General features: G+C 63.9%; 12 protein-coding genes. 5 read left to right on the forward strand and 7 right to left on the reverse strand.

From position 1 onward, the window contains the following. The 7 genes from QZ213_RS02570 to hpaR form a co-directional block, all read right to left on the reverse strand. Nucleotides 1-1,215, reverse strand: a 1,215-nt coding sequence (locus QZ213_RS02570; RefSeq protein WP_291684479.1) for an altronate dehydratase family protein, incomplete at its 3' end; no start/stop codon positions are given. 59 nt (nucleotides 1,216-1,274) lie between these two features. Next, entirely contained in the window at nucleotides 1,275-2,051 is a 777-nt protein-coding gene (locus QZ213_RS02575; RefSeq protein ID WP_291684480.1) for an aldolase/citrate lyase family protein, read from the reverse strand. Nucleotides 2,052-2,215: 164 nt separating this feature from the next. Continuing rightward, on the reverse strand, nucleotides 2,216-2,944 hold the full coding sequence (locus QZ213_RS02580; RefSeq protein ID WP_291684481.1) for an ABC transporter ATP-binding protein: 729 nt from the start codon (nucleotides 2,942-2,944) through the stop codon (nucleotides 2,216-2,218). Continuing rightward, nucleotides 2,944-4,722 carry a branched-chain amino acid ABC transporter ATP-binding protein/permease gene (locus tag QZ213_RS02585; RefSeq protein ID WP_291684482.1) on the reverse strand — a complete coding sequence of 593 codons (1,779 nt, stop codon included), beginning with the start codon at nucleotides 4,720-4,722 and terminating at the stop codon, nucleotides 2,944-2,946. The genes QZ213_RS02580 and QZ213_RS02585 overlap by 1 nt, the downstream gene beginning before the upstream one ends. Next, on the reverse strand, nucleotides 4,719-5,594 hold the full coding sequence (locus QZ213_RS02590; protein ID WP_291684483.1) for a branched-chain amino acid ABC transporter permease: 876 nt from the start codon (nucleotides 5,592-5,594) through the stop codon (nucleotides 4,719-4,721). The genes QZ213_RS02585 and QZ213_RS02590 overlap by 4 nt, the downstream gene beginning before the upstream one ends. A 161-nt stretch (nucleotides 5,595-5,755) precedes the next feature. Continuing rightward, nucleotides 5,756-6,901, reverse strand: coding sequence for an ABC transporter substrate-binding protein (locus QZ213_RS02595; RefSeq protein ID WP_291684484.1), 1,146 nt, complete (start codon nucleotides 6,899-6,901; stop codon nucleotides 5,756-5,758). 296 nt (nucleotides 6,902-7,197) lie between these two features. After that, on the reverse strand, nucleotides 7,198-7,662 hold the full coding sequence (hpaR, locus tag QZ213_RS02600; protein ID WP_291684485.1) for a homoprotocatechuate degradation operon regulator HpaR: 465 nt from the start codon (nucleotides 7,660-7,662) through the stop codon (nucleotides 7,198-7,200). A 202-nt stretch (nucleotides 7,663-7,864) separates the two neighbouring features. Between hpaR and hpaH the strand changes: the two genes are divergently transcribed. The 5 genes from hpaH (at nucleotide 7,865) to modA (ending at nucleotide 12,486) form a co-directional block, all read left to right on the forward strand. Beyond that, nucleotides 7,865-8,671, forward strand: a complete 807-nt coding sequence (hpaH, locus tag QZ213_RS02605; protein WP_291684486.1) for a 2-oxo-hept-4-ene-1,7-dioate hydratase — start codon at nucleotides 7,865-7,867, stop codon at nucleotides 8,669-8,671. 32 nt (nucleotides 8,672-8,703) lie between these two features. Beyond that, the gene (locus tag QZ213_RS02610; RefSeq protein WP_291684487.1) at nucleotides 8,704-9,102 is read left to right on the forward strand and encodes a 5-carboxymethyl-2-hydroxymuconate Delta-isomerase; all 399 of its coding nucleotides are present in this window, start codon (nucleotides 8,704-8,706) and stop codon (nucleotides 9,100-9,102) included. Then, on the forward strand, nucleotides 9,095-10,633 hold the full coding sequence (gene hpaE / locus QZ213_RS02615) for a 5-carboxymethyl-2-hydroxymuconate semialdehyde dehydrogenase (protein ID WP_291684488.1): 1,539 nt from the start codon (nucleotides 9,095-9,097) through the stop codon (nucleotides 10,631-10,633). Before QZ213_RS02610 ends, hpaE begins: the two co-directional genes overlap by 8 nt. Nucleotides 10,634-10,702: 69 nt before the next feature. Further along, the gene (hpaD, locus tag QZ213_RS02620; protein WP_291684489.1) at nucleotides 10,703-11,686 is read left to right on the forward strand and encodes a 3,4-dihydroxyphenylacetate 2,3-dioxygenase; all 984 of its coding nucleotides are present in this window, start codon (nucleotides 10,703-10,705) and stop codon (nucleotides 11,684-11,686) included. A gap of 98 nt (nucleotides 11,687-11,784) precedes the next feature. Then, nucleotides 11,785-12,486, forward strand: coding sequence for a molybdate ABC transporter substrate-binding protein (gene modA, locus QZ213_RS02625; protein WP_291684490.1), 702 nt, complete (start codon nucleotides 11,785-11,787; stop codon nucleotides 12,484-12,486). Nucleotides 12,487-12,515 lie beyond the last annotated feature (29 nt).

The following is a 12,515-nucleotide window of genomic DNA, read 5'->3' on the forward strand; positions in this document are numbered from 1 at the left end:
GACCGGGTCGTAGCCGGGCGTGTCCATGAAGACAAAACCCTTCTTTGTCACAGGCTCGGCATAGTTCAGGACGTCGACGAGGTTGGTGCTGCCGGCTTTGGCCATCGCGCCGAGCGATTTTTCCAGAATGGTGGTGAGGCCGCCGGCCTTGTTGCCGGGGCTGGGATTGGCGTTCATCTCGGCGCCCTCGCGCGCGGTGTATTCCTCCCACCACCGCATCAGGGAGACCAGCTTCTCGCCGACCTCGCGGCTGACCGCCCGCCGCGTCAACAGATGCTCGGCGCCGTAGGTCTCGGGCGTCTCGGACAGGATCACGGTGCCGCCGTGCCGTACCAAGAGATCGCTCGCTGCACCCAGCGCCGGGTTGGCGGAGACACCGGAATAGCCGTCGGAGCCGCCGCATTGCAGGGCTACCGTCAACTCGCTCGCGGAGACGGGCTCCCGCCTCACCTTATTCGCGTCGGTCAGCGCCTCCCGCACAAAGGCGACGCCGGCTTCCACGGTCTTGCGGGTGCCGCCGACTTCCTGGATGTCCATTGCGCGCAGGCGCCCGGCGAGTTTTTGTTCGCTCATCAAGCCGCCGATCTGGTTGACCTCGCAGCCAAGCCCCAAGACGATCACGGCGGAAAAATTCACGTGCCGCGCATAGCCGCCGAGCGTCCGCCGCAGCAGCGCCAGCGGTTCGTCCTGCGTCATGCCGCAGCCGGTCTTGTGGGTGAGCGCCACCACGCCGTCGACATTGGGAAAATCCACCAGCGGATTGTCGTGCGTGAACGGGTTCTTCTTGAAGACATCGGCAACGAGGCCCGCGACATGCGCGCTGCAGTTCACCGAGGTCAGGATGCCGATATAGTTGCGGGTCGCCACCCGCCCGTCGGGACGGCGGATGCCGTCGAAGGTCGCCGGCAGATCGAAATTCGGCACCGGTTTGACGTCGACGCCATAGGCATAGTCCTTGGCGAAATCGCCCATGCCGCAGTTCTGGGTGTGGACGTGCTGGCCCGGCGCGATCGGGATCGTGGCAAAGCCGATGATCTGGCCGTAGCGGTGGATCGGCTCGCCCACGGCAATAGGCCGGATCGCGACCTTGTGACCGGCCGGAATCCGCTCGACCGTGGTGACGCCGTCGGCCACGACCATGCCCGGCGGCAGGCTCGACCGCGCGATCAGCACGCCGTCGTCGGGATGCAGGCGGATGACGGGAGCTGGGGTCATGGGAAGTCTCCTGGGTTTCTTGTCACCTCTCCCCGCAAGAGCGGGGCGAGGTGAAGTAGTCACGCCTTGCCGCCGGATTCTTTGCGGGTCTGGTTCACCTGCATCTTGGCGTAGGTCATCATCAATCCGCTTTCATTCGACAGCGTCACGAGCTTGAAACCCATATTGATGGCGCGCACCGCGCCGTCGGCGCCTGAGCAGTGAATGCCTGGATAGAGGCCACGCTTGCCGCATTCCTTCACGATCTTCTCGTAGATCTTCAGGATTTCCGGCTCGTCGCGGTCGAGCTTCGGCACCAGGCCGTAGGAGAAGCCGAGATCGGAGGGACCGATATAGACGCCGTTGATGCCTTCGACATCGAGGATCGATTCCATGTTCTCGACCGCGGTCCTGGTTTCCATCATCGGCAGCAGCACGATCTCGTCATTGGCGGTCTGCTGATAGGAGCCGGCGGAGCCGTACATGCCGGAACGGATCGGGCCGTTCGAGCGCGTGCCGCGCGGCGGATATTTGGAGTATTGAACGAGGTTCTCGGCTTCCTGCTTGGTGTTGATCATCGGGCAGATCACGCCATAGGCGCCCCCGTCGAGCACCTTGCCGATGATGCCGGGCTCGTTCCAGGGTACGCGAACCATCGGCGTCACCGGATGACCGTTCATCGCCTGGAAGCACTGCACCATCGACTGGTAATCCTGCACGCCGTGCTGCATGTCGACGGTGACGCTGTCGAACCCGCATTGCGCGATCACTTCGGCGGAAAACCCCGACGGGATCGCCAGCCAGGCGTTGACCACGGCCTTGCCCGAAGCCCAGACTTTTTTCACGTTATTTGCCACTTTGTTTCCTTCCCTGTTCCAAACGGGCCGTCATTGAAGCCTGGCGACGAATGAGGCTATCGCACTTTGGTGCTCGCCTGGCTCATGCCGACTTCGCGCGCGGCGTTCACTATCGCCGCCCACATCTCGTCCGGCAAGGGCACGCCTTATCCTTCGCTGGTTGTTCAGGCCCGTGCCTTGGCGTGACCGCCGAGATAGGCGGCGGCGATGGCCTCATTGCCCCAGAGTTCGTCGGGCTTGCCGCCGAGCACGATGCGGCCGGTTTCCAGCACGTAGCCGTGATCGGCTACCGAAAGCCCCATGCGCGCGTTCTGCTCGACCAGCAGCACCGTGGTGTCTTGCCGGATCTGCGCGATGATCCGGAACACCGCCTGCACGATGACCGGCGCCAGCCCCAGCGAAGGCTCGTCCAGCAGCAACAGCCGCGGCTTGGCCATCAGGCCGCGCGCGACGGCGACCATCTGCAATTGTCCGCCGGACAAGGTCCAGCCGAGCGAACTGGAGAACTGCCGGATATCCGGAAAGAGGTCGAACATCGCGTCGGCTTCCCGCGACAATTCGGCTTTCGCGACGCGCCGGTTCGACGCGCCGAGCATGATGTTTTCCTTCACCGTCAGGCCGGGGAAAATGCGCCGCCCTTCGGGAACGTGGGAAATGCCGAGCCGGACGATCGCTTCCGGCCCGAGGCCCGCGATCGATTTGCCGTCGAACAGGATTTCACCCGCCGCCGGTTTTGCCAGTCCCGAGATCGCCCGCAGCGTCGTGGATTTGCCGGCGCCGTTGGCGCCGAGCAAGGTGACGACCTGCCCCTCGTCGACGCTGAGCGAGACACCGCGCAGCGCTTCGATCTCGCCATAGAGCACGATCAGATCGTTGATCTGGAGCAGCGCCATCATTCGCTCCCGAGATAGGCGGAGACGACGTCGGGATGGCGCAGCACCGCCATCGATTCGCCGTCCGCGATGCGGCGTCCGAAATTGAGCACGGTGATGTGCTGGGCCGCCTCGGAGACCAGGGTCATGTCGTGATCGATGATCAGGATGGTCAGGCCTTGCGCGGCGATGCGCTTCAGCAACTCGTGCAGTTCGAGTTTCTCGGTCGAGTTCAGGCCGGCCGCCGGTTCGTCGAGCAGCAGCAGCGTCGGATTGGCGGCGAGCGCGCGCGCGATCTCGATCAGCCGCTGATGGCCGTAGGAGAAGCTCGAGATCAGTTCATTGGCGCGGCTGCCCAGCCCGACGAATGTCAGCGCCTCCATCGCGCGTTCGGTCAGCGCGGCGGGGCCGCCCTGCCCGATCAGCGTATTGCCGGGCCGCTCGGCGCCGATCTCGACGTTCTCCAGCGCCGTCATCGAGCGGAACAGGCGGATATTCTGGAACGTGCGTCCGAGGCCCGCCGCCGTGCGCTGATGCGGCGGCATGGTGGTAATGTCGGTGCCGTCGAGCAGGACCTTGCCCGATGTCGCCTTGTAGAGGCCGGATAGAACGTTGAGTGTGGTGGTCTTGCCGGAGCCGTTCGGCCCGATCAGCGCGTGAACGCCGCCGCGCTTGACCTGGATATCGACGCCGTCGACGGCCTTGAGACCGCCGAAATATTTCGAGAGGCCTTTGACTTCGAGCACGATATCGCCGCCGATGGTGGCGGGCTTCAATAGCAGCGGCGCCACCGCCGCGGGCGCCTTGATCCGGCTGCGCCAGCGATCGAGCGCGGCGCCGATAAATCCCCAGATGCCATCGGGCATGTAGCGGATGATCAAAATGACGAACAGCCCGTAGATTGCGAGATAAAGCCCCGGAATGCTTTTCAGAAACCGCAGCCATTCCGGGATCAGGATCAATAGTCCGGTGCCGATCGCCGAGCCGATCGGCGACGCGACGCCGCCGAGCAGCGACATCGTCAGGAACACGATCGATTCCGCAAACGAGAACTGGTCCGGGCTGACGTAGGCAAAACCGCCGGCGAACAGCCCGCCGGCGAGACCGCCGAGCGCGGCGCACAGCGCGAACGCGTAGACCTTGGTGCGGAACACATCGATGCCGCTGACGCCGGCGGCCAGCTCATTGTCGCGCACCGCGCGCATGGCCCGCCCGAGCCTGGTGTCCGGCAGGTGCCAGACGCCATAACCGACGATCGCCAGCACCGCGACGCAGAAGGCGAGATAGCCCTGCCCGGTCTGAAACAGATCGGGACGGCCGATGTTGGAAACGCCGTCCGGGCCGTGCGTCAGCCCGATGGCGTTGATCATGACCAGCGTGACGATCTGCTGGAACGAGATCGTCACCATGGCGAGGTAATGGCCGCCGAGCCGCAGCGTCGACATGCCGAGGAACGCGCCCGCGCCCAGCGCCATGACGCAACCCGCGACGAGACAGAGCCAGTAGCTCAGATGCAGATCGGTGGTTCCTATGCCGACGGCATAGGCGCCGAAGCCGAAGAACGCCGCCTGCGCGAGGTTGATCTGGCCGCACAGGCCGAGCACGACCGAAAGGCCGAACACCGCGATCGCGAACGTTGTCGCCTGCATCAGGACGTTGAGGATGTAGCCGTCGAACCGCATGGTGGCGGCCAGCGCCACCAGGATCGCCGCGGCGATGAAATACGGCAGATGGCGCAGCAGCAGCGGTCTGCTGCGCGGCGCCGCCGCCATCGTCATGTTGTCGCTGGGCGCGCTCATGCTTTCTCCGCGACACGTTCGCCGAAGATACCTTGCGGCCGGAAGATCAGGAACAGCACCAGCACCAGGAAGGCGAAGCCATCCTTGTAGGGCACTGAAATGTAGGCGGCGCCGAAGGTCTCGATGACCCCGAGCGCCAGTCCGCCGATGATCGCGCCGGCGACGTCGCCAAAGCCGCCGATGATGGTGGCGGCGAAGGCTTTCAGCGCGATCGTCGAGCCCATCTGGATCGAGACGAACAGCACCGGCGCCACCAGGATGCCGGCGAGGCCGCCCAGCACCGCCGAATAGATGAAGGTGATCATGATCATGGTGGAGACGGAAATGCCGAGCAGCGAGGCCATCTCCTTGTCCTGCGAGGTGGCCTGCAGCTTCTTGCCGAGCATGGTGTGCTCGAAGAACCAGTAGTTGAAGATCACCATCACGACGGTAACCGCGATGATCAGGAGGTACTGGCTGTCGAGATAGACCGGGCCGAGCTGGATGCCGGGCGTCTCGAACCATCCCTGCAGCACCTGCGGCTGCGGACCGTAGATCGCCAGCACCGAGTTCGCCATCAGGATCGAAGCGCCGATGGTGGCGATGATGACCGGCAGGAACGTGCGGTGGCGGAGCGGATAATAGACCCCGAGATTGAAGATCACGCCGAGCAGCGCCATGCCGGCCAGCGCCAGCAGGAACGACAGCCAGTACGGCCAGCCCAGGTCGACGGCGAACACCACCATCAGATAGGCCGCCACCATGGAGAATTCGCCCTGCGCGAAATTCACCACGTTGGTGGCGCGGAAAATCAGCACGAAGCCGAGCGCGACCAGCGCATAGACGGCGCCGATGCCGATCCCGGTAAAGAGCAGTTGCAGTACGAGATCCATGGATATGCTCGGTGGGAGAAACGAACCGGTCCGGCGCGCGATCGGATTGGCCCGACTTCGACAGGCGACGGGGACAGGCGCAGAGCGCGCCGGCACGACATCGAACTGCCTCGACGGATGCGAACCCGGCCCCTCCCGATCGGGAGGGGCCGGTGAAGCGATCAATCGTTGAATTCGATATGCTTGTCGAAAACGATGTTGCCCTTGTCGTTCTTGACGATGTTGTAGCCGTGCAGGCCGTCGCCGTTCTGGTCGAAATTGTATTCGCCTTCGGCGCCCGGGAACTTCTTGATGGCCAGGATCGCCTCGCGAATCTTCGTCGGATCGATCGAGCCGGCCTTGTTGATCGCCGCCGCAAGCACGGTGACGGCGTCGTAGGGCCACGAGCTCTGGTTATCCGGCGCGACCTTGACGACGTCGCGATACGCCTTGCCGAACGCCTTCGACCCTTCGCTGGAATCCTCGGCATAGTCGGCGACGCCGTAGGTGCCGTAGAGCGCGGGACCGGCGAGCTTCAGCGCGGTGATGTTGACGATCGAGGGCGACCCCACCCAGGGAATGTTGACGCCGAGCTGGCGCAACTGACGGGCAAAGATGCCGAGATCGTTTTCGAACGTGAAGTAGGAACCGAGGATGTCGGCGCCGGACTGCTTGATCGCGAGCACGACCGGCGTGAAGTCCTGGCTCTGGTTGGCATAGCCCTGATCGAGAACCGGCGGCGCGCCCAGCTTCTCCAGCGCCGAAGTCAGCGCCTTGCCGCCGGCGGTGCCGAACGCGTCGGTCGAATGCAGCACGGCCCACTTCTTCTTGCCGAGCGTGTTGACGCCGTAGTCGGCGATCACGCGGCCCGAATAGCTGTCATTGGGGCGAAACCTGAACAGCCATTGGTTGCCCATGTGGGTCAGGTTGGGATCGGTGCCGCCGATCATCACGGGCTTGCCGAGCTTGAGTACGTCGGGCGCCATCGCATGCACCTGCGTGGAGCGGATCGAGCCGAGGAAGGCCACGATATCCGACTGCGCGGCGAGTTTTGAGAAGGCCAGCACGATGCCGGGGTTGGTGGTCTGATCGTCTTCGATGATCAATTCGGCCTGCTTGCCGAGAATGCCGCCTGCCTTGTTGACGGCTTCCAGCGCGAGCTTGGCGCCCTTGATGGCGTACCCGCCGGATTCGGCGGCCGGACCGGTTACAGGTGCGCACATGCCGATCTTGATGGTGGCGGCTTGCGCGCGTGCGTTGCTGATGAGGTAGGGTGCGGTAATACCCACGGCCAAGCCGGCCGCGAAATCGCGTCTCGTAACCTTCATTCGTTCCTCCGTGAGGCCGGGCTTCTTTGTCGGCCTTTCTTGATGTTTGCAGTCCCAGAGGACGCGACACCGTCCGCGTATCTACGGACTCTCGCGTCCAGAGTAAATTGCTATCGCGACCATTTCGACTAACGGTGAAGACGTATCGCCAACTGGAACCACCACCAAAGGTTAACGCCGGCCGATCCGACTTATTCCCGTCGCCTGGTTGCCCCGCCAATTGCCAGCTTCTTGCCCAAACAATATGCACGGCGCGAGCTATGCGATGACCTTACCAACATCATGCAAATTTGCGCTCACTCCAATTCGTCGGCCTCGGCGCCTTCCCGGGCCTGCAGCTCCGACAGCCCCTCCTCCAGCTCACGCAGCATTCCCTGCAACTCGGCGAGCTTGCGCGCGCCATAGCGGCGGGTGATGGCGGCGTAGATGGCCTCCGAGGTCGGCGCGACGGTCTCGATCAGCTTCACCCCCCTGGCGGAGATCGACACCAGGCCGCGGCGCTGGTCGGCTTTCACTACCCGTCGCTCGATCAGATGACGCCCTTCCAGGTCGCGCAGAATCCGGGAAAGGCTGGGGCCGAGCAGAAAAGCGACGCGGGCCAGTTCCGTGACCTCGATGGTGTCGACGGAGGCCAGCGCGCGCAAAATCCGCCATTGCTGCTCGGTCAGGCCGTGGTCCCTGAGCGAGGGACGGAACTGCCGCATCACGGCCTCGCGGGCGCGCAACAGCGACATCGGCAGCGAGCGGGAAAATTGGCGCATCGGCCCCCGCCGGACGGCCGCTTTGTCAGGGGATTTTTTCCGCGCCACGCTCGATTATCCGCCAGTCCCCAACCGTCCGAATGAATTCCGGCAACGCGGCAGCTTGCACCGCAGCAAACCCCAATTCGGTTTGCCCCGATACATTTAACATGTTAATCATATTTGCGCATCCCGCTTTTTGCTTCCGATGGCCGACCCCAGCATGGCTCTGACCAGAGAAGATATCCGTCTTGCCGCCGAGCGGCTTCAACAGGCGGAAAAAACCAAGCAGCAGATCCGGCAGCTGTCGCAGGAATATCCCGGCATCACCATCGAGGATGCCTATGCGATCCAGCAGGCGTGGATCGAGATCAAGGTCGCCGAAGGCCGCGTCGTCAAAGGCCACAAGATCGGGCTGACCTCGAAGGCGATGCAGAGCGCGCTTCTGATCGACGAGCCGGATTCCGGCGTGCTGCTCGACGACATGTTCTTCGCCGATGGCGGGCTGGTGCCGTCGGACCGCTTCATCGGCACGCGGGTCGAGGCCGAGCTTGCCTTCATCATGAAGACGCGGCTGGCCGGGCCCGGCTGCACGATGTTCGACGTGCTCAACGCGACCGACTTCGTCGTCCCCGCCCTGGAAATCCTCGACACCAGGATCGAGCGGGTCGATCCTGTGACCAAATCGACGCGAAAGATATTCGATACCATCGCCGACAACGCCGCCAATGCCGGGATCGTACTCGGCGGGCGCCCGTTACGTCCGCTCGATGCCGATCTGCGCTGGATCGGCGCGCTGTGCTATCGTAATGGCCAGTTGGAAGAAACCGGCCTTGCCGCTGGCGTGCTCAACCATCCCGCAACTTCCGTGGCATGGCTCGCCAACAAGATCGCTCCGCTCGGGCTTGCGCTCGAGCCCGGCCAGGTGGTGCTGGCGGGATCGTTCATTCGCCCGATCGAGACCCGCAAAGGCGACACGATTCAAGCCGACTATGGTCGTTACGGGTCGGTCAGCTGCTACTTCGCCTGATGCCGCTCTGACAAATGATTGGGAGGCCGGACATGCCGCATTTCACGATCGAATATTCCGCCAATCTCGATGCCCGCGTCGAAATGGACAAGGTGGTCGAGATCGTGCGCAGGGCCGCGGTGGAAACCGGGATCTTTCCGCTCGGAGGCATTCGCGTTCGCGCCATCCGCTGCGAGCATTACGCCATCGCCGACGGGTCGGCGCAGTCAGGCTTTCTCGCCATGGTGCTGCGGCTCGGCGAAGGGCGCGACCTCGCGGCGCGCCAGAAGGCCGGCGAACATATCTTCAAGGCGCTCTCCAGTCATCTCGACCCGGTCTTCGCGGCAAGCAGGTTCGCGCTGTCGTTCGACATGCAGATCAACGACAAGGAAACCAGCTGGAAGCGCAACAACATTCACGAGGCTCTGAAGGCGGAGGTTGCGCATGGATAAGGTCACGCCGAAATCGGATGTGTTCAAGGCCAATCTCGATCGCGCCGCGCCACTGCTCAAGGCACTGCGCGCCAACGGCATCGGCCATGTGATCGACGGCAAGGTGGTGACGTCGATCTCGGGCGATACGTTCGAGACCAGATCGCCGATCGACGGCGCGGTGCTGGCAAGCGTCGCGCGCGGCAACGCGGAGGATATCGACCTCGCCGCGACGGCGGCAGCCTTGGCCTTCAAGGGCTGGCGCGACTTGCCGGCTTCCATGCGCAAGAAACTGCTGCACCGGGTGGCCGACGCCATCGAGGACCGCGCCGACGACATCGCGGTGCTGGAATGCATCGACACCGGCCAGGCCCATCGCTTCATGGCCAAGGCCGCGGTCCGGGCGGCGGAGAATTTCCGGTTCTTCGCCGACAAATGCGCCGATGCGCGCGACGGGCTGAACATGCCGAGCGAGGAGCACTGGAACGTGTCCACGCGCGTGCCGATCGGCCCGGTCGGCGTGATCACGCCGTGGAATACGCCGTTCATGCTCTCGACCTGGAAGATCGCGCCAGCGCTGGCGGCCGGCTGCACCGTGGTGCACAAGCCGGCGGAATGGTCGCCGGTGACGGCCGATCTTCTGGCGAAACTTGTCAAGCAGGCAGGCGTGCCCGACGGCGTCCTCAATACGGTACACGGCATCGGCGAAGAGGCCGGCAAGGCGCTGACCGAGCACCCCGCGATCAAGGCGATCGGCTTTGTCGGCGAGAGCGCGACGGGATCTGCGATCATGGCGCAGGGCGCGCCGACGCTGAAACGCGTGCATTTCGAGCTCGGCGGCAAGAATCCCGTGATCGTGTTCGACGACGCCGATCTGGACCGCGCGCTCGATGCGGTCGTGTTCATGATCTATTCGCTCAACGGCGAGCGCTGCACCTCGTCGAGCCGATTGCTGATCCAGCAAAGCATCGCGGACAGATTCATCGAAAAACTCACCGCGCGCGTGAAAGCGCTGAAGGTTGGCCATCCCCTCGATCCCCAAACCGAAATCGGACCGCTGATCCACGAGCGCCATCTGGCAAAGGTCTGTTCCTATTTCGACATCGCGCGGCAGGACGGTGCCGTCATCGCGGTCGGCGGCAAGCCGTATGACGGCCCCGGCGGCGGCCATTATGTGCAGCCAACGCTGGTCACCGGCGCGCAGCCTAAGATGCGGGTTGCGCAGGAGGAAGTGTTCGGACCGTTCCTGACAGTGATTCCGTTCCGCGACGAGAACGAAGCCATCGAAATCGCCAACGACGTCAGATACGGCCTCACCGGCTACGTCTGGACCAACGACACCGGCCGGGCGCTACGCGTGGCGGATGCGCTGGAAGCCGGCATGATCTGGCTGAATTCGGAAAACGTCCGCCATCTGCCGACGCCGTTCGGCGGCATGAAATCGTCAGGGATCGGCCGCGACGGCGGCGATTATTCGTTCGACTTCTACATGGAAACCAAGCACGTCTCGCTGGCGCGCGGCACGCACAAGATTCAGAGGCTGGGCGCGTAACACCAGCCGTCATTCCGGGGCGCGCGCAGCGCGAGCCCGGAATGACGAACCGAACCAGGGAAACACCGCATGCCCGTTCCGCAACATGTCTTCGACCCGCCCTTCAACATTATCCGGTGCAGCCATGTCGTGTTGGACGTGGTGGACCTGAACAGGAGCCGCGAGTTCTACGAAAACACGGTCGGGCTCCATGTCGAGGATCGCGACGACAAGGCCGTGTATCTGCGCGGCGCCGAGGAGCACCAGCATCACTCGCTGGTGCTGCGCGAGGCGCAGGCCGCCGCCTGCAACCGGCTCGGTTTCAAGGTCGGCAACGAGAGCGATCTCGACAAGGCCGCCGCGTTCTTTTCCGAAAACGGGATCGCATGCGCCTTCGCCAACGCGCCGTTCCAGGGCCGCACGCTGCAATTCACCGATCCTTTCGGCTTCCAGATCGAGCTCTACGCCACCATGGAGAAGCGCCCGCATCTGTTGCGTCGCTACGATCTCTACAAGGGCTGCCACCCGCAACGGCTCGACCATTTCAATGTGTTCGCGGCCGAAGTTCAGGACACCGTCGACTTTTACGCGCGGCTGGGCTTCCGGCTCACCGAATATGGCGAGGAAGACGGACCGAACGGGCGCATCGCCGCGGCCTGGATGCACCGCAAGGGCAATGTGCACGATTTCGCCATCACCAACGGCCGCGGCCCTCGCCTGCACCATTTTGCCTATTGGGTGCCGACCGCAATGAACATTCTACACCTCTGCGACGTGATGGCGTCGAGCGGTTATCTCAGAAATCTCGAGCGCGGCCCCGGCCGCCACGGCATTTCCAATGCCTTCTTCCTTTATATCCGCGATCCCGACGGCCACCGGCTGGAGCTCTATACCAGCGATTACTTCACCGGGGATCACGACCACGAACCGTTGCGCTGGTCGTTGAAGGACCCGCGGCGGCAAACATTGTGGGGCGCGCCCGCGCCGCGCTCCTGGTTCGAGCAGGGATCGCCGTTCACGGGCCAGGCCGTGCGCGAACCGCTGTTTGTCGCCGACGTCACCATCGCGGACTGAGATACGAATGCCGTCCACCGCGATCAAATGGGGGTCTCATGAAAAGGCTGTCGCTGGCTGCCGCCTCGATGCTTGGTCTCGCGCTTATGACGTCAGCCATGACTGATCTTCGGGCCGCCGAACTCAAGGTTTTGGCCGGCGGCTCCACGACCGGCTGGATGAACGAACTCGCCCCTCAATTCGAGCACGCCTCGGGCCACAAGCTTGTCATTCACTTCGACTCAACCCCCAATCTGATCAGGCAGATCACCTCCGGCGCGCCGTTCGATCTCGCGGTGGTGCCGGTCGATGTTTTCAAGGATGCCGCCGCGAAGGCCCGCTTCGTCGCCGGTCCAACCATCGATATCGCCCGCGTCGGCTATGGCGTCGCCGTCCGGTCCGGTACGCCGAAGCCCGACATCGGCACGTCAGAGGCGCTGAAAAAGACCCTGCTCGACGCGTCGTCGGTCGCCTTCGTGCCGGAGAGCGCGGCCGGGGCCCATGTCCTGAAGACGTTCGACCGCCTCGGCATGGGCGAGGCGATGAAAGCCAAGACGAAACCGCTGGGCTCGCCGGCGCAGATCGCCCCTGGCGTCGCCAACGGCGAGGCCGAACTCGGGGTGTTTCTCGTCAACGTGCTGATCGCCCCCGGCGTCGAACTCGCCGGCCCCTTCCCCGCCGAACTGCAGCAGGAGCTGGTTTTCGCCGCCGCCATCGCGGCGGACAGCAAAGAAACGGAAGCCGCCAGGGCGTTCATCGACTTTCTGACCACTTCCGCCGCCAAAGCCGTGATCGGCGCCAAGGGCATGAACCCTGGCTAAGCGACTCGCGCAACATCATTGGATATCTC

Source organism: Bradyrhizobium sp., assembly GCF_017881085.1.
Classification (GTDB): Bacteria; Pseudomonadota; Alphaproteobacteria; order Rhizobiales; family Xanthobacteraceae; genus Bradyrhizobium.

Excerpts from the sequence above, each read along its gene's own strand:
- hpaE (WP_291684488.1), top strand. The coding sequence starts at position 9,095 with ATGGATAAGGTCACGCCGAAATCGGATGTGTTCAAGGCCAATCTCGAT.
- QZ213_RS02580 (WP_291684481.1), bottom strand. The coding sequence starts at position 2,944 with ATGGCGCTGCTCCAGATCAACGATCTGATCGTGCTCTATGGCGAGATC.
- QZ213_RS02595 (WP_291684484.1), bottom strand. The coding sequence starts at position 6,901 with ATGAAGGTTACGAGACGCGATTTCGCGGCCGGCTTGGCCGTGGGTATT.
- QZ213_RS02610 (WP_291684487.1), top strand. The coding sequence starts at position 8,704 with ATGCCGCATTTCACGATCGAATATTCCGCCAATCTCGATGCCCGCGTC.
- hpaR (WP_291684485.1), bottom strand. The coding sequence starts at position 7,662 with ATGCGCCAATTTTCCCGCTCGCTGCCGATGTCGCTGTTGCGCGCCCGC.
- modA (WP_291684490.1), top strand. The coding sequence starts at position 11,785 with ATGACTGATCTTCGGGCCGCCGAACTCAAGGTTTTGGCCGGCGGCTCC.
- hpaD (WP_291684489.1), top strand. The coding sequence starts at position 10,703 with ATGCCCGTTCCGCAACATGTCTTCGACCCGCCCTTCAACATTATCCGG.
- QZ213_RS02590 (WP_291684483.1), bottom strand. The coding sequence starts at position 5,594 with ATGGATCTCGTACTGCAACTGCTCTTTACCGGGATCGGCATCGGCGCC.
- QZ213_RS02585 (WP_291684482.1), bottom strand. The coding sequence starts at position 4,722 with ATGAGCGCGCCCAGCGACAACATGACGATGGCGGCGGCGCCGCGCAGC.
- hpaH (WP_291684486.1), top strand. The coding sequence starts at position 7,865 with ATGGCTCTGACCAGAGAAGATATCCGTCTTGCCGCCGAGCGGCTTCAA.